The 21627-nt window shown below is 36.1% G+C and carries 25 protein-coding genes, 2 tRNA genes, 1 pseudogene and 1 other annotated feature; of the genes and pseudogenes, 12 read left to right on the forward strand and 16 right to left on the reverse strand.

The annotated features are described in order from the left end of the window. Nucleotides 1-227: 227 nt before the first annotated feature. The 3 genes from CP366_RS08785 to CP366_RS08795 form a co-directional block, all read right to left on the reverse strand. Nucleotides 228-485 (reverse strand): Txe/YoeB family addiction module toxin, encoded by a 258-nt coding sequence (locus CP366_RS08785; protein WP_025006274.1) that lies wholly within the window; start codon nt 483-485, stop codon nt 228-230. After that, complete coding sequence (locus CP366_RS08790; protein WP_013087009.1) at nt 482-757, reverse strand: type II toxin-antitoxin system Phd/YefM family antitoxin; 276 nt, start codon at nt 755-757, stop codon at nt 482-484. The genes CP366_RS08785 and CP366_RS08790 overlap by 4 nt, the downstream gene beginning before the upstream one ends. 193 nt (nt 758-950) lie before the next feature. Beyond that, nucleotides 951-1082, reverse strand: coding sequence for a hypothetical protein (locus CP366_RS08795; protein WP_041811095.1), 132 nt, complete (start codon nt 1080-1082; stop codon nt 951-953). Between the two features lie 122 nt (nt 1083-1204). On the opposite strand from CP366_RS08795, the gene CP366_RS08800 reads away from it, so the two are divergent. From CP366_RS08800 to CP366_RS08810, 3 genes are all read left to right on the forward strand, one after another. Continuing rightward, nucleotides 1205-1615: a type II toxin-antitoxin system RelB/DinJ family antitoxin gene (locus tag CP366_RS08800; RefSeq protein ID WP_013087010.1), complete on the forward strand. Its 411-nt coding sequence runs from the start codon at nt 1205-1207 to the stop codon at nt 1613-1615. 5 nt (nt 1616-1620) lie between these two features. After that, nucleotides 1621-1914 carry a type II toxin-antitoxin system RelE/ParE family toxin gene (locus CP366_RS08805; RefSeq protein WP_223876289.1) on the forward strand — a complete coding sequence of 98 codons (294 nt, stop codon included), beginning with the start codon at nt 1621-1623 and terminating at the stop codon, nt 1912-1914. Between the two features lie 69 nt (nt 1915-1983). Beyond that, the gene (locus CP366_RS08810) at nt 1984-2670 is read left to right on the forward strand and encodes a type 1 glutamine amidotransferase (protein WP_089147561.1); all 687 of its coding nucleotides are present in this window, start codon (nt 1984-1986) and stop codon (nt 2668-2670) included. Nucleotides 2671-2714: 44 nt separating this feature from the next. Here the strand turns inward: CP366_RS08810 and CP366_RS08815 are convergent, their stop codons facing one another. After that, entirely contained in the window at nt 2715-3200 is a 486-nt protein-coding gene (locus CP366_RS08815) for a C40 family peptidase (protein ID WP_013087013.1), read from the reverse strand. Nucleotides 3201-3394: 194 nt separating this feature from the next. Here CP366_RS08815 and CP366_RS08820 point away from each other — a divergent pair, with 194 nt between their 5' ends. Continuing rightward, nucleotides 3395-3745, forward strand: coding sequence for a hypothetical protein (locus CP366_RS08820; protein WP_005721217.1), 351 nt, complete (start codon nt 3395-3397; stop codon nt 3743-3745). Between the two features lie 397 nt (nt 3746-4142). Continuing rightward, complete coding sequence (locus CP366_RS08830) at nt 4143-4424, forward strand: hypothetical protein (RefSeq protein ID WP_089143365.1); 282 nt, start codon at nt 4143-4145, stop codon at nt 4422-4424. Nucleotides 4425-4444: 20 nt separating this feature from the next. Here CP366_RS08830 and CP366_RS08835 read toward each other — a convergent pair whose 3' ends face one another. From CP366_RS08835 to CP366_RS08865, 6 genes are all read right to left on the reverse strand, one after another. After that, nucleotides 4445-5374 carry a DMT family transporter gene (locus CP366_RS08835; RefSeq protein WP_089147562.1) on the reverse strand — a complete coding sequence of 310 codons (930 nt, stop codon included), beginning with the start codon at nt 5372-5374 and terminating at the stop codon, nt 4445-4447. Nucleotides 5375-5487: 113 nt separating this feature from the next. After that, nucleotides 5488-6890 (reverse strand): IS3-like element IS1223 family transposase gene (locus CP366_RS10655; RefSeq protein WP_117285382.1). Its coding sequence is split into 2 segments (ribosomal slippage): nt 5488-6416 and nt 6416-6890, totalling 1404 coding nucleotides; the frame shifts between segments, so codons are not numbered across the junction. Nucleotides 6891-6948: 58 nt separating this feature from the next. Then, nucleotides 6949-7869: a DMT family transporter gene (locus CP366_RS08850; RefSeq protein WP_089147563.1), complete on the reverse strand. Its 921-nt coding sequence runs from the start codon at nt 7867-7869 to the stop codon at nt 6949-6951. A gap of 82 nt (nt 7870-7951) precedes the next feature. After that, nucleotides 7952-8617 carry a DMT family transporter gene (locus CP366_RS08855; protein WP_089147564.1) on the reverse strand — a complete coding sequence of 222 codons (666 nt, stop codon included), beginning with the start codon at nt 8615-8617 and terminating at the stop codon, nt 7952-7954. Nucleotides 8618-8682: 65 nt separating this feature from the next. Further along, nucleotides 8683-9327, reverse strand: coding sequence for a hypothetical protein (locus CP366_RS08860; RefSeq protein WP_089147565.1), 645 nt, complete (start codon nt 9325-9327; stop codon nt 8683-8685). A gap of 14 nt (nt 9328-9341) precedes the next feature. After that, a complete protein-coding gene (locus CP366_RS08865; RefSeq protein WP_089147566.1) occupies nt 9342-9974 on the reverse strand; it encodes a hypothetical protein in 633 nt (210 codons plus the stop codon). A gap of 111 nt (nt 9975-10085) precedes the next feature. Here CP366_RS08865 and CP366_RS08870 point away from each other — a divergent pair, with 111 nt between their 5' ends. Beyond that, nucleotides 10086-11117, forward strand: a complete 1032-nt coding sequence (locus CP366_RS08870; RefSeq protein WP_005721855.1) for a YdcF family protein — start codon at nt 10086-10088, stop codon at nt 11115-11117. A gap of 179 nt (nt 11118-11296) precedes the next feature. Next, nucleotides 11297-12694: an ATP-binding cassette domain-containing protein gene (locus tag CP366_RS08875; RefSeq protein ID WP_089145952.1), complete on the forward strand. Its 1398-nt coding sequence runs from the start codon at nt 11297-11299 to the stop codon at nt 12692-12694. Between the two features lie 25 nt (nt 12695-12719). Here the strand turns inward: CP366_RS08875 and CP366_RS08880 are convergent, their stop codons facing one another. The 5 genes from CP366_RS08880 to CP366_RS08900 form a co-directional block, all read right to left on the reverse strand. Beyond that, entirely contained in the window at nt 12720-13214 is a 495-nt protein-coding gene (locus tag CP366_RS08880; protein WP_023487742.1) for a hypothetical protein, read from the reverse strand. A gap of 104 nt (nt 13215-13318) precedes the next feature. Further along, nucleotides 13319-13678, reverse strand: coding sequence for a hypothetical protein (locus CP366_RS08885; RefSeq protein ID WP_005720016.1), 360 nt, complete (start codon nt 13676-13678; stop codon nt 13319-13321). A gap of 93 nt (nt 13679-13771) precedes the next feature. Further along, on the reverse strand, nt 13772-14098 hold the full coding sequence (locus CP366_RS08890) for a YxeA family protein (RefSeq protein ID WP_223875832.1): 327 nt from the start codon (nt 14096-14098) through the stop codon (nt 13772-13774). A 113-nt stretch (nt 14099-14211) separates the two neighbouring features. Beyond that, entirely contained in the window at nt 14212-15510 is a 1299-nt protein-coding gene (gene purB, locus CP366_RS08895) for an adenylosuccinate lyase (protein ID WP_089147567.1), read from the reverse strand. 3 nt (nt 15511-15513) lie between these two features. Next, nucleotides 15514-16818 carry an adenylosuccinate synthase gene (locus CP366_RS08900; RefSeq protein WP_089147568.1) on the reverse strand — a complete coding sequence of 435 codons (1305 nt, stop codon included), beginning with the start codon at nt 16816-16818 and terminating at the stop codon, nt 15514-15516. 197 nt (nt 16819-17015) lie between these two features. Between CP366_RS08900 and CP366_RS08905 the strand changes: the two genes are divergently transcribed. The 3 genes from CP366_RS08905 to CP366_RS08915 all read left to right on the forward strand — a co-directional run bounded on the left by CP366_RS08905 (nt 17016) and on the right by CP366_RS08915 (nt 18361). Next, nucleotides 17016-18008 carry a GMP reductase gene (locus CP366_RS08905; RefSeq protein WP_089145954.1) on the forward strand — a complete coding sequence of 331 codons (993 nt, stop codon included), beginning with the start codon at nt 17016-17018 and terminating at the stop codon, nt 18006-18008. 197 nt (nt 18009-18205) lie between these two features. Then, a tRNA-Arg gene (locus CP366_RS08910) sits at nt 18206-18279 on the forward strand. Between the two features lie 8 nt (nt 18280-18287). Next, a tRNA-Pro gene (locus tag CP366_RS08915) sits at nt 18288-18361 on the forward strand. A gap of 76 nt (nt 18362-18437) precedes the next feature. On the opposite strand, the gene CP366_RS08920 is transcribed toward CP366_RS08915, so the two are convergent. Next, on the reverse strand, nt 18438-19496 hold the full coding sequence (locus tag CP366_RS08920; protein ID WP_005720009.1) for a DUF871 domain-containing protein: 1059 nt from the start codon (nt 19494-19496) through the stop codon (nt 18438-18440). Nucleotides 19497-19620: 124 nt separating this feature from the next. After that, nucleotides 19621-19870 (forward strand) — a binding site (T-box leader). A 60-nt stretch (nt 19871-19930) separates the two neighbouring features. On the opposite strand from CP366_RS08920, the gene asnA reads away from it, so the two are divergent. Both asnA and CP366_RS08930 read left to right on the forward strand, forming a co-directional pair. After that, on the forward strand, nt 19931-20944 hold the full coding sequence (asnA, locus tag CP366_RS08925) for an aspartate--ammonia ligase (RefSeq protein WP_089145955.1): 1014 nt from the start codon (nt 19931-19933) through the stop codon (nt 20942-20944). 111 nt (nt 20945-21055) lie between these two features. Beyond that, nucleotides 21056-21571: pseudogene (locus CP366_RS08930) on the forward strand (IS982 family transposase); the annotation flags it as partial. Nucleotides 21572-21627 lie beyond the last annotated feature (56 nt).

Consider the following 21627-nt stretch of genomic DNA (forward strand, 5'->3'; position numbering starts at 1 on the left):
TTTAAATACATAATTCTAGACATAAAAAATCTCACCACCTTGTAGCGAGATTATAACACACTTTATAACACTTAAGAAACACAATTACACATATATTTTTAAACTTGTTGAAACTCCAATTTTCATAGCAATCCCCCTGTCCAATTTTAATAAAAATAGCACTTTATATTTTTTAGTCAATGAAAAAAGCAGCAATGAAATTAATCATTGCTGCAAAACTCCAATTATCAATAGTGATCCTTACATGAATATATAGTTATCATTGATTTATGACAATCATAGACGATCCGATTTTTCGAATCGATTCGTCTTGACCATAACCCTGATAGATTTCTCTTTAAGGGTTCAGGCTTACCAATACCTGTAAATGGATGTCTTTTCATATCTTTCACAAGATCGTTTATTCTTGATACCTTTTTATAATCACCATCGTCATACCAATACACATAGTCGTTCCAACCATCATCCGTCCATGCTACGATCATGATTTTGTTACCTGCTCAGGATCAATTAGTTCATGTTGCTTTATCGTGCCTTCACTAACTTGTTTACGCCCTCTTTCAATCTTGTCCATTAGGTATTGATTAGATTGAATTTCTAATGTTTCAACCAAGGCATCATAATCTTCTTTACCTAATACAACCACATTATCCTCTGGTTCTTTATTAGTTACGATCAAAGGTTCACTATCATCATTGACTTGCTTAAAATAATGCTTTAAATTTTTACGAAAATTACTGTAATTAACCGCATCCATAGACTAATCCCTCCTTATATTGTACAACTTATTGTACTATATTTTTACTTATATTACTACCAAAAGCAATAATCGTAAATGGTTGAAAAAATGATTAACCATGGGACAGTTCAATTAGAGACACATTGTGGTGATCATTTGACCGCTCTTCTTTACAAAAAAAGCAATGATCTAGTCGACCACTGCTATTTATTTACTTCTTTTTCTCAATCACAAAATAATATCCTGCTGTCAAAATTTGAGCAACTCCCTCAAGTGCAATCGCCCAATCTGCACCAAAACGCGCTACAATCAGCCCGCCTAAAAATGAGCCAATCGGAATCATCGATGACAGAATCGAATCATTGATCGTCTCTATAGCATGAATAATCCCTATATGATATTATGTAGCTATTAACTATCTATTAACTATCTATTAACTATCATACAACTACAAAGGAGAAAACTATGACTGAAAAAGCAGCAATTAACATTCGTGTTAATAAGGAAACTAAGCAAAACGCAGAAAAAGTGTTAAACCAACTTGGCATTCCAATGTCAGTCGCAATTGACATGTACTTACGACAAATTGCATTAACTGACAGTATTCCTTTTGATCTGTCCTCAAAGAAAAGAGAAAATAAAAACGATCACGATACTGCAATGATGGTTGCAGAAGCTACAGCTCAATATGAGGTCGCTAAGTCTAACTGGGAGGACAAATTAGCTGAAGTTACCCCTGATTGGATGAACATGAACAAGATGACCAAGGAACAACTTGAAGCAAGATTAGCTAAACATGCTCAAGATGCAAGAAACGGTAAAGGTATTGAGATTAGCAAAGCGTTTGATAAGTTAAATAAGGAGTTAGGAATATAAGCATTATGCAAAAATACATAATCAAAGTAACACCTAACGTAACTATAGCACTTAAAGAAATATACCAGTCTATTTTAAAAGTATCTCAATCTCACCAAACAGCTCAAAATTATGTAAAAGATCTTGAGCAAACTATGCAAGCGTTAAATTATTTTCCAGAAAGATATAGAAAAACTCCTTCAGGAAAATACCGACGAGTTAATTTCAAAAAATACGCTATATTCTACTTTATCGAAAACGATACTGTACACATTATTGATGTCATACTAGCTTCATCAAGTACAGTATTCAAATATTAATCCTTTGCCCCATTCTAGCTATTAAGCTATACTAGACAGAAGAAATTAAACAAACTAAGGGACAATAAAATGAGCGATAAATTAATTAAAATTGCATACCTCTACGAAGATTTAATGAATACTTACGGTGACTCAGGCGATGTTAAAATCTTGAGCTTTTTACTAAAGCGTGAAGGCTACGACACTCAAGTTGATAATATTTCACTTGGTGACGAATTCAACGCCTTTGACTACGATTTCATTTTCTTCGGCGGCGGCCAGGACTTTGAACAAACTGTTGTCGCTAAAGACTTGCCACGTCACAAAGAAACATTGAGAAAATACATCAACGATGACAAGCCGATGCTTTGCATTTGTGGTGGTTACCAACTAATGGGTAGTTACTACAAGACTAATTCTGGCGTAACTATTCCAGGTTTGGATATTTTGCCACTACACACAGTCTTCAAGAGCGACAAGCGAATGATCGGTGACACCCGTTACATGACCGAATGGGGTGAGGTTAAGGCTTTTGAAAACCACTCTGGTCAAACTTACTTCGACAATAAGGATAAGCTGCACCCCCTCGGAGACATGATCGAAGGTTACGGCAACAACCCACAAGACCACGTTGAAGGCTTGCGCTACCGCAACTTTATCGGCTCATATTCACATGGTCCATTACTCAAGAACACTAACGTAGCTAATGCCATTATGAAAATGATTCTTGATTGGCACAAAGAGCGAGTTAGCGAAGCAGAAAAAGTTACAGAATAAAAAATAACCCAGTCAGAATTTTCTGACTGGGCTTTTTCGTCAAATTAATTTAAAACACGTTTAGCTGCTGATGGATAAAAGTAAGCACTTATAGATTGCTTTCTTACCCCTTGACTAGGAGTTGCAGCATGCACATATTGTCCATCGCCAACATAAATACCAACATGGTAAGGAGCTGAGGCAGAACCCCAGAACAACAAGTCGCCTTTCTTAAGATGACTTAACGAAACCTTTTTACCTTTAGTAACTTGACCATAAGTGGTTCTAGGTAGTGTCTTTTTAGCAGCCTTTTTATAAACGTATTGAGCTAAGCCAGAGCAGTCAAAGGCTGAAGGACCAGTAGCCCCATAAACGTAACTCTTACCAACTTGTTCTTTAGCAAGCTTAACTACGGCGTTACGTTTTTCTGTTTTGCTTTGACTAGCTGCTTGGACAGTTTGTGTTTGAAGTGGAACATTAATGAATGAAATTCCTGTAAAAAATACTGACAAAACTGTGGCAAACTTAACTAAACTACGTTTAAAACTCAATTTATTTCCCCTTAACACTTCTTATCTTTCAACGTTTTCTATATTACCGGAGAAATATTACAGTCTTGTTTTAAAATGACTACTATAAAATTAAGCAATGTAACAAAATCTGCTATTTCTTGTAAATTTTGCTTAACTTGAAAAACACTATAATTTTCTATATGCTTAATACATTAATTTAGGAGTTTTTTATTATGGATAAGATAGATAGTTATGTACGCCACTTTTTAATATTAATCGCGCTAATTTTAGGACTTTCACTCGTTTCAGAACTGCGCGAAATTATTGCCTATGACTCATCTACCATTGGCATTATCTCTTTAACTACTGCCATTATCTGCACTTTTGCCTCAGGTATTACATTGCAATTTCACAAGCTTAACTGGCTTACGATCAGTCTAATCTTAATTCTTTCTGCAATCGTAATTCTATTCTGGTTCAAGACCTATACTTTTGGTCTCGTTGTCAGCATTTTTCTGATTTATAACATCATTGTATTTTTGGTTTGTGTTACTAATATAATTTTTCAAAAGAAGGTTGAATAGTTAACTTCTATATCAGTCGTTGATCTCTATAAAAACTTCAGCTTAAATTGTCTATCTTTATGAAAAACATAAAATTAGGAAGGAATAATTATGACTAGTATCATTGTGTTTATCGCTGTTACAATTATGGCGATATTCACCGCAATTAGCATCTATAAAATTATCAATGCACGCGTAACCTATAAAAAATATTATCCTTATCGTAAATTGGTAATGGTCACTCTAATTAGTCTCCCATGGATATTTTTAGTCTTTCCTTTTACTCTAGATTGGAGTACCTATATTACTTTAGTAATAGTCAGAATCCCATATACAATCATCTGGAGTTTATTAACTGCAGTTGGAATATATATTGATATCAAGATGCAAAACAATTATCGACATCACAGGAACAACAATGGACACTAAAATTTTAACAGCAATCATCTTAATTATCGTAGTAATTGTACTAACCTACTCACCATTTTATAAAAAATATCAACTATTTTATTTGAATAAAGTAGGCTATTGGGATATCCTAATCCAATTCCTAGTAATTGCAGGTATCAACTTATTCATTGGATTAAAATACGGTCTAGGTGCCCTGTTTCTATTGATTGTTCCCGTTCCACTAGACATTATTTTCTTAATCTCAATGATTTATTCTTACCTTAAAATTAGAAAAATGAAACGCAAATAGCTCTTAAAAAACGAAGCAAATTAATGCTCCGTTTTTTGATTGATCTTATTTTTCTTCTGTTTCGGCGTCAAATTCAAAGCCATCGCTGCCACAACCACAAGGATTGAACCAACCCAATCCATTGGCATCATTACTAACCCAAAGAAAAGGACAGAACCAACTGTAGCTGAAAATGGTTCAAAAGCATCTAATAAACTTACAGTTGATGGAATTACATACCGCAGCGCGTTTGCCATAATTTGAAACGGAATAATCGTCCCAATTACAATAACTGCCGCAGTATACAGCCAAACTTCAGGCTTATTGGGAACTGCATGAAATTGCGGATCAATTATCAATAAACTGATTCCAGCAAAAATCATCCCCCAACCTGTTACTACCATACTAGAAACCTTTTTAACAATGTTAACCGGAATCAAAGTATAAGTAGCCTCACCAAAAGCAGACAAAATGCCCCAAAATAGTGCAACTGGCGTAATGGCCAAATGATTAAATTTACCATGAGTTGACAATAAAAACACTCCTAAAAAAGCACATAACGCCGCTATGATATCCAATCTACGCATAACTTGCTTGTGCGTGATGGCTAAATATCCTAACACAAAAAATGGTCCAATAAATTGTAAGATAGTCGCAATCGAAGCATTAGCCACTTGAATACACATAAAATAAAATAGCTGCACTGGCAATAATCCAAATATGCCATAGGCTATAATAACCAAAACATTGTGCTTATTTTTCAACGTAGCTATTGGCTTTTGTTTAAAAAATCCTGAGACAATTAATAAAACTGCCCCTGAAATAATCAACCTGACTTGGGTTAACCACATTGGTGTTAATTTAGGACTAATATCAAACAATCCTTTAGCGAATAATCCTGACACACCCCACATTACAGCTGCCATTGCTGCTAGAAATGTCCACAATCTTCGTGTTTTTGCCGGTACCATCTCGTTCACCTTTTTCTTTCTCATTCACCTAATAATTAAACCACAAAAATAAGGATACCTACTAGGCATCCTCAACTTGAAGTGCCATAGAAAAGTTAGACATTTATAAAATTTTAAAGATTTGATAATACACGATTTCTGTATTTTACAGGAGTCGTGTATTTTAATTTGTTTGATCTTCTAACATTGTTAAACCAATAAATATAATCTTTCAGAATTTCCTTCATCTCTTCTAAACTTCCAATCTTAAGTCGATTCAGTTTTTCTCTCTTCATTAAATTAAATATCGTTTCTCCTGGTGCATTATCATGACAATTTCCTTTTCGGGACATGCTTTGGATTATATTCATTTTCTTTAGTCGAGCCTGATAGCCTGGATTCTGATATTGAAAGCCTTGATCTGAATGAAGGATAGGAGCAGCTCCTGGTGGAAGATTATCTGCTAGTTCATCTAGCATATTATAAATAGTTTTCATTTCAGGAGAATAACTTACTGCACAAGCTAGAATCTCCAAAGAAGCCTCATCTACTACAGGAGAAATATAAACTTTCTTGCCGCTAGTTAGTTTATATTCAGTTACATCGGTATGAAGAACTTTATAGGGGATAGTTTCATCAAAAGTTTGATTTAGGATATTTGGTGCTTTCTTTCCTACATTACCCTTATACGAACTATATTTACCAGTATTTTTATGATAAATTGTTGTTTTTATTCCTAAACTTCTCATTAACTTACGTACTGTTTCTAGAGAAAGTTTAAATCCTTCATCTCTTAACGCTCCCCACATAGGACGATAACCATATGTTTCTTGTCCTTCATAGCCATAATAGATTTCTTGAATCTTCTCTTTTACTAAAGCATACTTATCAGCTTGATTAATTCTATTTTTTACATTGTCATAGTAAGTCTTTCTATTTAATTTGAGCACTTTAAATAAGACCTTAAGTTTAATTTGATGGTGTTTTGCCCGAATATCCTGTATTAATTGTGTTTTTTGTTTGTTGGATAACGTGGATATCGGGCAGCCACTTTTTTTAAGACAAGATTTTCCACTCTAAGTCTTTCTAATTCAGCTTCCTGCTTAAGAATTTTTTCTTCATACTTTTGCTTTTCACTAAGTTCTAACTTTTTAGTTGTCTTCTTACTCTTTTTAGGCACTTTCCTAGGCCGACCTTTCTGTTTAGGCAGCAGCCCAGCATATCCTTCTTCATTGAACTTTTTAGCCCAATTGTATACTTGAGAATCACTAATATTAAACTTAGCCGCTACCTTTGAAACTCCAATAGAATGTGTTAAATAGTAGCGTACCACATTTAGCCTAAAGTCAGAAGAATAAGTAGTTTTAGTATGTTTAACAGATAAGGCAGCTAAACCTTGACACTTAGCCTTATCAATCCATCTACGAATAAGAGTCCAATGAATATTATATTGTTTAGCTAAACCTTTTATTGAATCTTCATGATTTAAATATTTGGAAACAATTTCAATTTTTAATTCAGTCGAATATTTGGTCATAAAAAAATACCTCATAATTATTAGATTTTATGTCTAACAATTATGAGGCACTTCAACTTTATTGATGAGCTTTTTTAACTTTCTTTTTCTTAGGTGAAATATTCAAGGCCATAGCTGCCAGCACAACTAAAATCGAACCAATCCAGTCCATTGGGGTCATCACCAAACCAAAGCAAATAACTGAACCAACGGTTGCAGAAAAAGGCTCAAAAGCATCTAGCAAACTTGCCGTTGATGCCTTGATAAAGCGCAGCGAATTAGTCATTAATTGGAATGGAATCAGGGTTCCAATCACAATCACTGCCACCACATCTAGCCATACATGTGGCGTATTCGGAATATGCGGCATCTGTGGGTGCACAATCATTAAGCAAATTCCCGCTGACAGCAATCCCCAACCTGTAACGACTAAACTAGAAACTCGCTTCAACACACTGATTGGAATTAATGTATTGGTCGCAACTCCAACAGCTGAAAGCAAACCCCAGAATAGAATGCTAGGCGTTAAAGCAAAGTGATTAAAACGCCCATGTGTCGCCAGCAATACTACGCCAATAAAGGCACAGATGGCAGCAAGCACATCTATTCGCCGCATTACTTGCTTATGCGTTACAGCTAGGTAGCCCATTACAAAAAAGGGACCAACAAATTGTAAAATCGTGGCAATCGAAGCATTAGCTTGTTGTACTACAATAAAGTAAAACAATTGGACTGGTAATAAACCAAAAATCCCATATGCGATAATCGTCCACGCGTCATGCTTATTTTTCATTGTAGCGATTGGCTTTTGCTTTAATACGCCAGCTACAATTAACAAAATAATGCCTGAAGTTACCATTCTAATCTGTGATAGCCACATTGGTGTAATGTCAGGACTAGTATTAAATAGACTCTTAGCAAATAGACCTGATATTCCCCACATTACGCAAGCTAATCCAGCTAAAAAGGCCCACAGGCGCCGTTGTTTTTGTGTAACCATTCTTTTTAATCCCCAACTTTTCTAAAACTAACATACTCTATCATAACAAAAACGGGCTAGCTTGAACTAGTCCGTTAATTTTTTATTCATTGTTTTTCTTAATTGGGTTTCTGCTAGGCATTAGCTGCATGAATGTAGCAACAATAATTAAAAAGCCACCAAACATGTCCATTGGGCCAAAGTCCGCATGAAGCAGTGAAACTGACAGGATCGTTGCAATCAGTGGCTCGAAGGCTCCAAGCATCCCTACCGTACTTGGTTCAATATACTGCACACTAGATAAGTACATTGTATAAGCTAACAATGTTCCACCAATAATAATATAAACAATTACCCAAACATCAACTGGTGCAAGTTTTGGCATTGGTTGAGTGAAGTAAATTGGTAAAAAGGCAATGCCTGCAACCAACATTGCTGCGCCGATTACTGGAATCGGCCCATACTTTTTGAATAATTTCCCAGGTAATACTGTATTAATCGCTTCAGAAAAAGCCGCAATTAAGCCCCAGAAACAAGCAAGCGGTGATAAAGCAAGTTGATCGAATCTGCCACCTGTAGCCAAGATGAAGGTTCCTACAACTGCTACCACAATTGAAATCGCATCAATTCTTCGTAGCCACATCTTACTTCTCAATGAAGAATATATAATTATGAAAACTGGCGCTAAAAATTGAATCACCGTACCCGATGCACCCCAAAAACAGGCACCGACAACAGCTAAAGTCAATCCTTTATAACGCTGATTCACATTCACACATCCTTTAGATTAATGTTTTTCATTGTAACATGGGCTAAAGGAAAGGTTCAATGCTTCTAAAGTTGATTTAATCTATATAACGTATAACCTGACACGCTAGCCAATAAGCCGATTGTAAAAAGCAACCAAGATTCTGGATGAAAGGCAATTAAAACAAGTGAAAGAAAGCCTGCTGCTAAACTAGAATTGCGTTCCATTCGCTTTTTGCCAAAAAGCAGACCACACATAATGCCAAACATAGTTAGCACATAAAATGTGTCAACTAACAGTAACAAATTCTCAATAATTGCTAGATCACTTGGCTTTACTTTTACACTCAAATCAGTAAAAATCTGAGCACAGCCAAAAAATACCATCACAAATGCAGCTAAGATCGTGATAAAGCTAATCGTACGAAAAACTGACTTCACCTTTTGAGTTGGCGTTTCATCGATAAAGGTTTTTAAGAAAAACTCGTGATCTTTTTTTGCTACTACAGCTCTGCCCGTCTTCTTGTCATACCAGTTCAATAGACCAGAACCAATTAGCATAATAGCAATCACAGCAAACTGGATGACAATTAAACGCATGAAAATTGGAAAGGCATAGATTACCGTCAATAACAAAATTACTACATAGATCAGCTCTGCATAAAGAAAGAAATGCAGACGCTGTTTATTTTTGAAAATAGTTTGGAATGTTTTTGAATTAGGATCTTGCATAAGACTTCTCCCCACTAAATCTTATTACGAAAACTCAACCAGAAATTTGCCCCACTGAGAATCAAGCCAATAACAGTAGCTACTTGCATGCTTGGCTGCATGAAAAGCAAGATCAGTGATAAAACAACAGTTAAAACGCTAGACGCACGAATTAATTTACGATTTCCACCTAAAATACCGACCTCCACACAAAAGAGTAGAACAACATATAGGCCATCACCAATCAGCCAAACATTTTCAAAGAGATTGGCAAAATTACCGGTAAGCGGCTTAGCCAAAATGTCAGTCCAAAGCTGACGTGCAAAAGCAATACTTAAACCGATATTTGCCCAAAAGAGCAAGAATTCAAATAAGCGAAGAAATACGTTTTTAGTAAATCTAATACTAGTCAGTGTTTCCCAGAATGTATCGTGTTTTTTAATCACTATCCTTCGATCAAGAAAGGCACCAATTGAATAATAAATCAGAATTGCAATCCCTTGAAATGCAATCAAATGCATAAAAACTTTAAAGTCAAACATCAATGTGAATAGTAAAACTACTACATAAACTAACTCAAAATATAATACACAGCGACTAAACTTTCGCTCGCTAAGCCAGTGCTTCAATTCTCTTTTATTCATATGATCACTAATATTGCCATTCATATTCTCACCCTCTTTTAATAATTATCTAATTATGCAAAAATTGTATAATGATTTCAAAATTTTGTCTAGTCCTTTTATAATTGATTTAGTAAATATTTTTCGAGGTAAATTATGAATTATCCCATTTTAATTACTATTTTGATCTTCTTGCTGTGCTTTGGCCGATTCATTTGGATCATTACTCACGAACGTCGTTCCTTACGCGCTGGAGTTAGCTTAGTTATCACCTTATTTAGTTTTTTATTTTTAGGTGTAGTCATTCTGGTTAATATCGCTGACCTTGATCCACATTACAAAGACTGGATTTTGCCATTATTTGTGATTGCGCTATTTGCTGTGATGGCTGGAACGATTATCTTTGCATTAACTTTGATCATTATGTTTTTCTACGATGGCATTAAAATCATTATCAAAGAAGGAAACCGCTGGACAAATTATCTTTCTCTGGGCATGGGGATTTCCATTATCTTCTTCCTATTTTTATATCCTCTTGTGGGACGAATTAGTCATGATAGCTGGTTAAAGTATCCCTATATTTTTCTATGGCTAGTCATCATCTACTTAGTCACTATCATGATGATGTATACTTTAACTTCTTGGATTAATTTAATTAATTGGCACATGCCGCACTTAGACTACATCGTAGTGTTAGGCGCTGGCATTATGGGAACAAAGGTAACACCACTTCTGGCAGCAAGAATTTCCCGGGGAATAGAAATTTATCACAAAAATCCTGGCTCTAAGTTAATCATGTCTGGTGGCCAAGGACCTGGTGAAGACATTCCTGAAGCAGTTGCTATGGCTGAATATGCTGAAAAACTGGGTATTAATAAAAACGATATTATTATCGAAAATAAATCCAAAACTACCCAGCAGAACTTGCAATTCTCACATGCACTGATGAAACCAAATAGTCGCTTCTGTATTGTAACCAGCTCCTACCATGTGTATCGCGCTCTGGTTTTAGCTAAACGTCAAGGACTCAAGTGTACTGGTTATGGTGCCAAAACTAAATGGTACTTCACTTTAAATGCTTTTGTGCGTGAATTCATTGCATATCTAGTAATTACTAAGAAAATGCAATTGACTATCATCGGTTTTCTAGCAGCTATCATGATTGCTGCTGCCGCATTTCATTTTTAATTTATTGCGTTAAGTTGAGAAACTTAGCGTTTTTTATTGATTTATCTTTTAATTTTTTTATAATTATAGTCAAATCTATAGAAAGCAAGGTGTAACTATGAGGATTCGTAAAAACAACTTGTCAAACTGTCATTAGTCAGGATGACAAGTCCTGACTTTTTCAAAAAAGCAGGTTACTTATGTCAGAAACAAAATTCAATAAAACTCTTCTTAGTGTCAGTCATGTGGATTTTTCCTACCCTAAGCGCAATTTATTCACCGATCTAAATTTTTCTATTGCTAATGGTGAACGTGTTGCTCTAGTTGGGCCTAATGGAATTGGTAAATCTACACTAATTGACCTAATTCGTAAGCAAATCCAACCAGATGATGGACAGATTATTTGTCACGGTGAAATTAATTATGTACCTCAAGTCAATGATCAAACTGTAATTAATGACTCAAAGAGCGCTGGTGAAAAGCGATTAGATTTAATTGAAAATACTATTTGGCTTCCTGGTTCTCTTCTCTTATTGGACGAGCCGACAGTTTACTTAGATGACACAAATATCCAGAATTTACTCTACTTACTCAAGAATTATGATGGAGCAATTCTAGTAGCTAGCCATGATCTGGATTTTATCAACCAACTATGTGAGAGAACTATTATTCTGCAGCCAAATAATGCAGTTTATTACCCAGGAAATTACGCACAGTATCTCGAACAAAAACAATTAGATAAACAAGCCGTACACAATTTTAACGAAAAGCGAGATATATTAAAGCAACAAATTACTGAAAAAGTCTCTACTTTAAAGCAAAAGAGTACTGACTATAATCATTTTGCTAAAACACAAGACAATACTGGTCGCTATCCTTCGCGAAGCCATGATCATGTCCAAAAAGGATTAAATAGTCGGCTTAAGCGAGCTGAACGTGAACTGGCTAAACTTCCAGAGAAACAGCACCTATATCAACATCAACTTAAACTTCCTGAATTTAAAAAGTGGCCGACTAAAATACATAATTACTCTATCAAAATAGATCAATTACTCAGTCCCCAAAATAAGACTTTATTATCTAATACACAGTTAAACTTGCAAACAGCCGATATTATTGGATTAATCGGCCCCAACGGCTGCGGTAAAACAACATTGCTCAAATATTTAGAACACTACATTAATCAGCAGCAATCTTTGCCACCAGCCAGCTACATTGGTTTAAATACGACTAAACAAAAGAAACCTGCCACAGTAGCAGATTTCTTTTACGAGACTATTTTGAGCAAAACTGAAGTTAAGCGTCTTTTAGTTAAAATGGATATGTTTGTCGATTTGACTACAAGACTCACGGATTTGAGTGGTGGCGAATTTGCTAAATTAGCATTAATCAAGCAGCTATACCTTGAACAAGAATCTATTCTATTACTTGATGAGCCAACTAACTATCTTGATCCAGAAAGTGTGACGGCCTTGGCCCAAATGCTAAAACAGTCGCATCTCACTTGTATTATTGCATCCCACAATCGCAAATTTTTAACCCAATTTTGCCAACAAATCTATAAAATTAAGCAGCAAAGACTAATTGAATTGCACTAAAGCATTTCTCTTAAACACATATTTGCTAAGCATATCCTTTACTATCCCCATCTATATTAATGAAGATCACATTTGGTGCTGCAGAAGTTTGGTGCGTTTCTTTATTATATTTACCACCATAATACTCATAACGAGGTTTCCCCTTGCCAAAAGGATCTATTCGGCAAAGAAAGATCACATATGTCGCTTTGAATTCTTTTTCCGGACAGCCACCTAGCCCGCCATAGATTATTTCTTCCTGATAAGCGTTGGCAACTTCCAGAATGTTTTCTCCTGGTTCTTGCGACCCTACTTGAATGATTAACCCGTATTTATTGCGCCTATTGTCTCGCGCAATTACATGTACGATTGCTTTTTCATCTAAGACATTTCTATTTGGATCATCAAGTGATTTTGCTTCCTGAATATTGAGTTCAGGAAGCATTCTTTGTACTGCTGAAAGAAGCTGATCATTATACTTCTTCATAATTCCTGCGGCCAAGTGATCCACCATTGCCGGTGACATTTCATTTTCTAACATAAAAAAATCCTCATTTCTAAAAATCTGAGAGTTTTATTCCCCTATTACTTATTACGCAAAAAAACGCAAAAATTTTTTTCAGAAAATGAAGATTTTTCAATTTTTTAGTTTTCTTTTCTAAAAAATGGACTGAGTAGCGATACAAGCAGGCCGTAAATAAAATACCAGCGATAAATATCTGCCAAGTCTTGATTTTGAATCCACAAAATTATTGCAATTACTGTCAGTAAGCCACCTAAAAAGATTGTTGAACCCATATTTTTATCAGTAAAGAAGCTGATAGCAGCACCTAAGGTAATTAACGCTACCAAACTATAAATTACGATAATCACTGGTCCTTTAGTCTGAACGTTAACATCAAGCATTGGTGCGTTAGTAAACAGCTGCCACACGATAAAACCAGCTAATGCAATGCCACATAGCAATACTAGTAATCTAAAAACAAAAGTTAAAGTCTTTTTCATTATTTTTCTCCTGTATGCATAATAATACTAGTATAACAGCATTACTGTTGCATATGAAAAGCGCTTGGATTATTATTTCCAAACGCTTTTTTACTATTCTTTTGCTTGCATAAATTGTTTTCTAGTGATGTATTTGATTGATTTAACGTATTGCCCCTTGTGTTGAATTGAAATATATTGGCCTGATGGATCGTAGCCACCGACTTTCTTTAACGATATATTCTTTTTAGTCTTAAGATTGTATGCTTTTACGTTGTAATACTGTTGTGTACCTTTATTTACCTTAGCATAACTTATTTCCTGAGAAATAAATGGATTTAATCTATCAGTAAAAGAGTTATGAAATGAAAAAATGCAGATTACTCCCACTACTAGCACTAGTGCCGTTACAAATGCGGTTTTAATAGTACTTTTATTCATAATATTCACCTTCATCGTTCAACTATTGTTATACTAAAATAGTACGCCCATTCAGTTACTTTAACAATTGTTTCTAGCAAAAAAACGCTTGGAAAATTCCAAGCGTCTTTCACTTAATCATCTAAACCAAGTTTTTCGAAAATTTCATCAACATGACGCAAGTGATAATGATAATCAAATGCATCATCAATATCTTCCTTGGATAGGTAATTCATAATTTCACTGTTTTCAACCAACGGCTTAAACTGCTTTTGCTCATTCCATGATTTAGCAGTTAGCTTCTGTACCATATCATAAGCTTTTTCACGAGATAGACCTGCTTCATCGATCAACTTAAGTAACACTCGTTGAGAGTAAATTAATCCGTATGTACGATCCATATTCTTAAGCATCGTTTCAGGGAATACATCTAAGTTAGTCAAAATTCGATTGAAGCGGTGCAACATGTAGTCAATTCCGATCGTCGTATCAGGCAAGATAACCCGCTCTGCACTAGAGTGTGAAATATCACGTTCATGCCATAACGCTACATCCTCGTATGCTGTAACGACATGTCCACGCATTACTCGAGCCATTCCACAGAGGTTTTCTGAGCCAATTGGGTTACGCTTGTGTGGCATTGCAGATGATCCCTTTTGGCCAGCACGGAAATGTTCCTCAACTTCATGAATTTCACTGCGCTGCAAGCCACGAATTTCTGTCGCCCAATTTTCAATACTAGTAGCAATCAATGCTAATGTCGCAATGTATTCTGCATGCAAATCACGAGGCAATACTTGACTAGTAATTGGCTGTTGTGTCAAACCTAATTGCTTCATTACGCTAGTTTCAACTGCAGGTGGAACATTAGCAAAAGTACCAACAGCACCCGAAATTTTGCCAGATTCAACGCCTTTTGCGGCGTGTTCAAATCGTTCAATATCACGATTGATTTCTGCGTACCAGCGAGCAATCTTGAGACCAAATGTAGTTGGTTCAGCCTGAACGCCATGTGTACGTCCCATTTCTACTGTGTACTTATACTTTTTAGCCTTTTCTGCAATAGTTGCTTTTAATTCGTGCAGATCTTTTCTGATAATCTCATCAGCTTGTTTAAGTAAGTAGCCTTGAGCAGTATCAACCACATCAGTTGAAGTCAAACCAAAGTGCACCCATTTTTTCTCAGAGCCAAGGCTTTCAGACACAGTTCTAGTAAAAGCAACCACGTCATGGTGGGTTACTTGCTCAAGCTCAGCCACACGCTTTGCAGTAAAGCTTGCATTCTTAGCAATCTTCTCCGCATCTGCTTCTGGCACTTCACCGAGTTCTGCCCAAGCCTTTGTTGCGGCAATTTCTACTTCAAGCCAAGCTGCATATTTATTTTCGTCTGTCCAAATTTTCCCCATTTCTGGGCGAGTATAACGTTCAAGCATAAATTACATTTCCCATGGATTCTTCAAAACAATAGTTTGTTCACGATCTGGACCAACTGAAACAGTTACCAAAGGAACGCCAACCAACTCTGAAACGCGGTTCAAGAATTTCTTAGCATTTTCTGGAAGAGCGTCCCAAGTCTTAACTTGAGTAATATCTTCATCCCAAGCTGGAAGTTCTTCATATACAGGCTTACATCTGTATAATTCCTTCAAACTTGCTGGATAATAATCAATCTTTTCACCATCAAGTTCATATGCAGTACAAATCTTGATCTTGTCAAAGCCTGAAAATACATCAAGCAAGTTCAAGCTAAGGCCATTGATACCAGCAACACGCTTTGAGTGACGCAATGCAACGGAGTCAAACCAACCAACACGACGTGGACGACCAGTAACAGTACCGTATTCATGAGCAGTTTCACGAATACGGTCACCAACTTCATCAAGCAATTCAGTTGGGAAAGGACCGGCACCAACACGAGTAGTGTAAGCCTTGCAGACACCAATTACAGTATCAAGACGATTAGCACCTATACCAATACCTGAACAAATACCACCAGAAATAGTATTAGATGAGGTTACAAATGGATAAGTACCTTCATCAATATCAAGCATCACACCTTGCGCACCTTCAAATAAAACTTTCTTATTTTGGTCAAGTGCATCATTCACTAAAACAGAAGTATCAGTTACATACTTCTTCATTCTTTGACCATATTCATAGTATTTATCAAAAATGTCTTCAAATTTAAGTGCTGGCTTACCATAAACCTTAGTAAATAATTCATTCTTTACTTCAAGGTTAGCACGCAATTTTTCTTCAAAGGTGTCTTTTTCAAGCAAATCACAAACGCGGATTCCAATTCTTGAAGCCTTGTCCATGTAAGTTGGTCCAATACCATTCTTAGTAGTACCAATCTTGTTAGCCCCCTTAGCTTCTTCTTGATATTCATCTTGCTTAATATCATAAGGCATAATGATGTGGGCACGATTAGAAATTCTCAAGCCACTAGTATCAATGCCACTAGTATCAATGCCACTCTTTTCAAGATTTTCTAATTCGCCAAACATTACTTCTGGATTGATTACGACACCATTACCAATAACTGTATTGTCCTTGGCTGCAAAAATACCAGAAGGAATTAAACGCATCTTGAAAGTTTGACCATTAATATCAATAGTATGACCTGCGTTGTTACCACCATTTGAACGAACTGCAACTGCAGCATCCTTACTCAAAAAGTCAGTAATCTTTCCCTTACCTTCATCGCCCCATTGGCTTCCTACGACTGCGACTGCTGTCATTTAAAATTCACCTCATAAAAATCTCTATAAATATTACGTATGCTAGTCTAGCAATTAATTTACAAATAATCAATATAAAATCCGAATTATTTTATTTTTAAATTATTTAATAGTTCGATTTTCATATTGACAAACACAAATTATTCCCATATAGTATGTCTCGGTCAACAAACAAGATTAAAGGGAGCAGTTTTAAAATGAGTAACTACTTTAGTATGGAAGCCTTTGACTATGATGATATTCAACTTGTACCTAATAAGGGTATCATCAAAAGCCGTCGTGATGCAGATACCAGTGTCAAATTCGGAAACCGAACATTTAAAATACCGGTTGTTCCTGCCAATATGGAAAGTGTCATTGATGATAACCTTGCTATTTGGCTAGCCCAAAACGATTATTATTACGTAATGCATCGTTTTGAACCCGAAAAGAGAATTCCCTTCATCAAAATGATGCATCAAAAAGGATTATTTGCATCTATTTCGGTCGGCATTAAAGACAGTGAATATGATTTTATTGATGAATTAGTCAAGGAAAACCTTAAACCAGAATATATTACTATTGATGTAGCTCATGGTCACTCCGTTTACGTGATTAAGATGATCAAGTATATTAAGGAAAAATTACCTGATTCATTTTTAACAGCGGGCAATATTGCTACGCCAGAAGCCGTACGTGAACTCGAAAATGCAGGCGCCGACGCAACCAAGATTGGTGTGGGACCTGGTAAAGCATGTATTACCAAATTGAAGACTGGCTTTGGTACTGGTGGTTGGCAATTAGCCGCATTAAGAATGTGCAGTAAATCTGCTTCTAAGCCATTAATTGCCGACGGTGGGATTCGTCATAACGGCGATATCGCTAAGTCAATTCGTTTTGGCGCTACCATGGTTATGATTGGTTCAATGCTGGCTGGTCATGAAGAATCACCTGGTAATGTAATCAAAATTAATGGTAAAACTTACAAGCAATACTGGGGCTCAGCCTCTGAGGTTCAAAAAGGTGCTTACAAAAATGTAGAAGGTAAGCAAATGTTAGTGCCATACCGTGGCTCAATTAAGGATACTTTAAAAGAAATGAAGGAAGACTTGCAGTCATCCATCTCATACGCTGGTGGTCGCGATCTTAATTCCATTAAGTTAGTCGACTACGTAATCGTTAAAGACAATATTTTTGATGGTGATAAGTAATTTTAATAAAATTTTTGCATTTTTATTATTTTCCTGTTAAGAATATTACGATAATATAGTATTATCTATCTTTTTTCGATAGAATAATATAGGTCGAGTTATTGTAGGGTAGTCAATAACTCGGCTTTTTTTGATTATTTTTTAAAAACGATTGGACAGAGTTTTAAATTGTGTTATACTAGTTGTCGTTGATGAATGCGCCCTTAGCGCAACTGGATAGAGTGTCTGACTACGAATCAGAAGGTTGAAGGTTCAAATCCTTCAGGGCGCACTTAAAAACGGGAAATGGCTCAGTTTGGTAGAGCACCTGGTTTGGGACCAGGGGGTCGCAGGTTCGAATCCTGTTTTCCCGATAAGTTAACCGCATTTCATTGAAGTGCGGTTTTTTTGTGTAAAAAAATAAGTATTTCCTCGGAAATACTTATCATGCTATGCCCCTTTAGTAGCTCGTCTAAAGATAATCTGTGTATCTGAATCTACATATTTCAATAACGGTAAATCGTAATCCTTAACCTGGGCCAAAACATTTACTTTCTCATTGCATGGCAAATCGCGTTTAGTAATCTCGATTTCGCCCTCATAACGCGGATACAAATGATTATCAATCGTCACGCTGCCAGTTGGTCTAGCATAAATATTATCTTGCGGCTCTGTTGACAAAAACATCTTTTTTCTGCTTTCCTTTAAGCGAACTACGTCACGCGCCACATCTGGACGATTATGCCAATCATTGCCAAACAATTCTGGTATATCAGTATCTAAATGCAGTGTAATTGCACCCTGTTTTTGATAATTAGTAATCGATTCAATTGCATCCCTCGTAAGTTGCGGATCTCCCACAAAAATGTGATCGCAATCATAATCTTTCAATTCTAAGATCGCAGCTAATGGGTTTTCATATCGCTGCTTCTCCAACGTTGGCAATCCTGCAAAAATTGGTCCACGCAATTTGCCATTTCCTGAAATAAAGGCTGCTGTTTTCAAACCATATTGCTTAAGCCACTCATTCTTCTTTTGCATCCAGTGTGCATCAAGACCTGTTTCAGGACGTGGGTAGAAGTTATGTCCTGCTGTTAATTTTTCAAAATTTGCATTGCTATAACGCAGATCATCAATATTTTGTTGCGTAATAATGCTGGCATTTAGAACTATCGGCATTTCTTTGGACAACTTGGCAATAATATCAGTAGAAAATCCATGATCTACTCTAAGACCAGTTAGACTCAAACTTTTAATTTGCTCAACACTATTGACATTAATACCCAAATCTTGCAGATCATCTGCCGTGACATCTGCAATAATTTTCAAGTCTAGTTTTTGACACCAGTTAGTTAAGTCCGCCAGCCGATTTAAAATCGTCTCACTATCAGTATCAGGTACAGCTAGCTGAGTAAAAACGCAGGTAAATCCACTATTGCGCATCGTCAGCAAATAATTGTAATTCTCGGACGTCAAATCGTGTCCTAGATAAACAGAAAATCCTAACATTCTTATTCCTCCAAAATTAATTAATTTCTTTTATTATCTATAACTTAAACGCTTTCCTAAATATCTTACTACATTTTTTGCTTGCTTTTTTCTAAAAAATAATGTTAAATACATATAAACAAATTAAAAAGCGATGAAAAAGACGAGTAAATAATCTAATTCTTTCCAGTGAATTAGTGCTAGTGTGAAACTAATAGACCCTGGATTATTGAAAAACACTTTTAGCAGCTCACCGAAACAACAATTCTTAGAGTAGGTTGAGACGTCTCCGGTACGTTACCACGCCGGTGGAGCATGATAGTGCTTCATGAGTCGGTCTATTAAAATATAGACAATGTGGGTGGTACCGCGGAAAAAAGCCTTTCGTCCCTGTTTTTTTAGGGAGCGAAGGGCTTTTTCTTTGCTCTAAGTACATTAGAAAGAGGACTTATATTATGACACTTATTTTACCTAAAGATTATCACCCAACATTAACTGTGCGCGACACTGAAGCTGCGATTGTATTTATTCGTGAAACCTTCCAAGATAAATTGGCAGAAATTCTCGGTTTACAAAGAATGTCCGCTCCAATGTTTGTTGAAAAAAAGACCGGCTTAAACGACAACTTAAATGGTGTTGAACGTCCCGTTGCCTTTGACATGAAGGCAATGCCTAAAGAAGATACTATCGAAGTAGTTCACTCATTGGCTAAATGGAAGAGATTGGCTTTGAAACGCTATGGTTTCGGAATGCATGAAGGACTTTACACCAACATGAACGCCATCCGCCGGGACGAAGATCTTGATAACTTCCACTCCATCTATGTTGACCAATGGGACTGGGAAAAGATTATTAGTAAACAAGAACGCAACACCGACACACTTGAAGTTACTGTGATGAACATTTTTAAGGCAATTAAGGCAACTGAAAAGCTGGTTGCTGCACGCTACCCTGGCTCTACTTACCGCTTAGCTGATCACGTTTCATTTATTACTACTCAAGAATTAGAAGATCGCTGGCCTGATCTTTCTCCAGAAGAGCGTGAAGATAAGATTGCTAAAGAAGAAAAAGCCGTCTTTATTATGAAAATTGGTGACAAGTTAAAGCGTAGTGGTGAACCACACGATGGCCGTGCACCAGACTACGATGACTGGCAATTAAACGGCGACTTAATTTTCTGGTATGAGCCACTTGATAGCAAAATTGAAATTTCTTCAATGGGTATTCGTGTTAGCGAAGAAAGTTTGCGTGAACAATTGAAGAAGGCTCACTGTGAAGACCGTGAAAAATTACCATTCCACCAAATGCTTTTGAAGGGTGAATTACCTTATTCAATCGGCGGTGGGATCGGTCAATCACGCTTATGTATGTTGCTGTTAGGTAAGGCTCATATTGGTGAAGTACAAGCTTCTATTTGGCCAGAAGATATGGTTGAGGCTTGTGAAGCTGACGATATTAAGTTGCTATAAAAAATATATTGATGTACGCGTGATGCTAGTTAAATCGTTTTAGTTATAAAAAAAGTCCAATCAGATTAGACTTATGTTGTAACAATTATTAATGAAAGAAGTCTGATCTAATTGAACTGTCTTAAGCTTAATCGTTTTAGCCATCATTTACAAATAAGTTTTCAAAAATTATCTGTCATTTGTCATAAATTATATTCTATCTATGCCCCTGATAAGCTTTCTAAACGCAAAAACGTTGATAAGTGCGCTATTTCTGATAGTTCTCTTTTAGCCATGCTTATCTGGCAGGCTGAAATTGGGATTGAATCTCAAAGACGTTTCAGTGCTTTCTTTAGCTGTATATCCCAATCCAGATTCAACAGGCGGGCTCGCCAGCTTTTGCCTTTAATTTATTTGATACGCCGCAACCTTAATCAGGAAGCAGATCTGACTGACAGATTTATTATTGTCGACAGCTTTCCGATCCCGGTATGCCAGCCTGTCAGAAACAGACGAGTAAAAATCTTTAAAGACTACGCCGACATAGGCTATAAAGCAACCAAAAAAATTTACTATTATGGGTTTAAGGTGCATGCATTAGTAAGTGATGACGGCTATATCCTAAATTACACAATCACTAAGGCTTCTGGAAACTGTCAAATCTTTTGTGTAAATAGATCTTTCTCGTAAATTGATTTTTTAAT

Source organism: Lactobacillus sp. UMNPBX15 (genome assembly GCF_002553785.1).
Classification (GTDB): Bacteria; Bacillota; Bacilli; order Lactobacillales; family Lactobacillaceae; genus Lactobacillus; species Lactobacillus crispatus.

Excerpts from the sequence above, each read along its gene's own strand:
- CP366_RS08835 (WP_089147562.1), bottom strand. The coding sequence starts at position 5,374 with ATGGTACCGGCAAAAACACGAAGATTGTGGACATTTCTAGCAGCAATG.
- CP366_RS08800 (WP_013087010.1), top strand. The coding sequence starts at position 1,205 with ATGACTGAAAAAGCAGCAATTAACATTCGTGTTAATAAGGAAACTAAG.
- CP366_RS08885 (WP_005720016.1), bottom strand. The coding sequence starts at position 13,678 with ATGAAAAAGACTTTAACTTTTGTTTTTAGATTACTAGTATTGCTATGT.
- CP366_RS08875 (WP_089145952.1), top strand. The coding sequence starts at position 11,297 with ATGTCAGAAACAAAATTCAATAAAACTCTTCTTAGTGTCAGTCATGTG.
- purB (WP_089147567.1), bottom strand. The coding sequence starts at position 15,510 with ATGCTTGAACGTTATACTCGCCCAGAAATGGGGAAAATTTGGACAGAC.
- CP366_RS08865 (WP_089147566.1), bottom strand. The coding sequence starts at position 9,974 with ATGAATGGCAATATTAGTGATCATATGAATAAAAGAGAATTGAAGCAC.
- CP366_RS08890 (WP_223875832.1), bottom strand. The coding sequence starts at position 14,098 with ATGAATAAAAGTACTATTAAAACCGCATTTGTAACGGCACTAGTGCTA.
- CP366_RS08905 (WP_089145954.1), top strand. The coding sequence starts at position 17,016 with ATGAGTAACTACTTTAGTATGGAAGCCTTTGACTATGATGATATTCAA.
- CP366_RS08805 (WP_223876289.1), top strand. The coding sequence starts at position 1,621 with ATGCAAAAATACATAATCAAAGTAACACCTAACGTAACTATAGCACTT.
- CP366_RS08790 (WP_013087009.1), bottom strand. The coding sequence starts at position 757 with ATGGATGCGGTTAATTACAGTAATTTTCGTAAAAATTTAAAGCATTAT.
- CP366_RS08850 (WP_089147563.1), bottom strand. The coding sequence starts at position 7,869 with ATGGTTACACAAAAACAACGGCGCCTGTGGGCCTTTTTAGCTGGATTA.
- CP366_RS08870 (WP_005721855.1), top strand. The coding sequence starts at position 10,086 with ATGAATTATCCCATTTTAATTACTATTTTGATCTTCTTGCTGTGCTTT.
- CP366_RS08860 (WP_089147565.1), bottom strand. The coding sequence starts at position 9,327 with ATGCAAGATCCTAATTCAAAAACATTCCAAACTATTTTCAAAAATAAA.
- CP366_RS08810 (WP_089147561.1), top strand. The coding sequence starts at position 1,984 with ATGAGCGATAAATTAATTAAAATTGCATACCTCTACGAAGATTTAATG.
- CP366_RS08820 (WP_005721217.1), top strand. The coding sequence starts at position 3,395 with ATGGATAAGATAGATAGTTATGTACGCCACTTTTTAATATTAATCGCG.
- CP366_RS08795 (WP_041811095.1), bottom strand. The coding sequence starts at position 1,082 with ATGATTCCGATTGGCTCATTTTTAGGCGGGCTGATTGTAGCGCGTTTT.
- asnA (WP_089145955.1), top strand. The coding sequence starts at position 19,931 with ATGACACTTATTTTACCTAAAGATTATCACCCAACATTAACTGTGCGC.
- CP366_RS08785 (WP_025006274.1), bottom strand. The coding sequence starts at position 485 with ATGATCGTAGCATGGACGGATGATGGTTGGAACGACTATGTGTATTGG.
- CP366_RS08830 (WP_089143365.1), top strand. The coding sequence starts at position 4,143 with ATGGACACTAAAATTTTAACAGCAATCATCTTAATTATCGTAGTAATT.
- CP366_RS08900 (WP_089147568.1), bottom strand. The coding sequence starts at position 16,818 with ATGACAGCAGTCGCAGTCGTAGGAAGCCAATGGGGCGATGAAGGTAAG.
- CP366_RS08920 (WP_005720009.1), bottom strand. The coding sequence starts at position 19,496 with ATGTTAGGATTTTCTGTTTATCTAGGACACGATTTGACGTCCGAGAAT.
- CP366_RS08880 (WP_023487742.1), bottom strand. The coding sequence starts at position 13,214 with ATGTTAGAAAATGAAATGTCACCGGCAATGGTGGATCACTTGGCCGCA.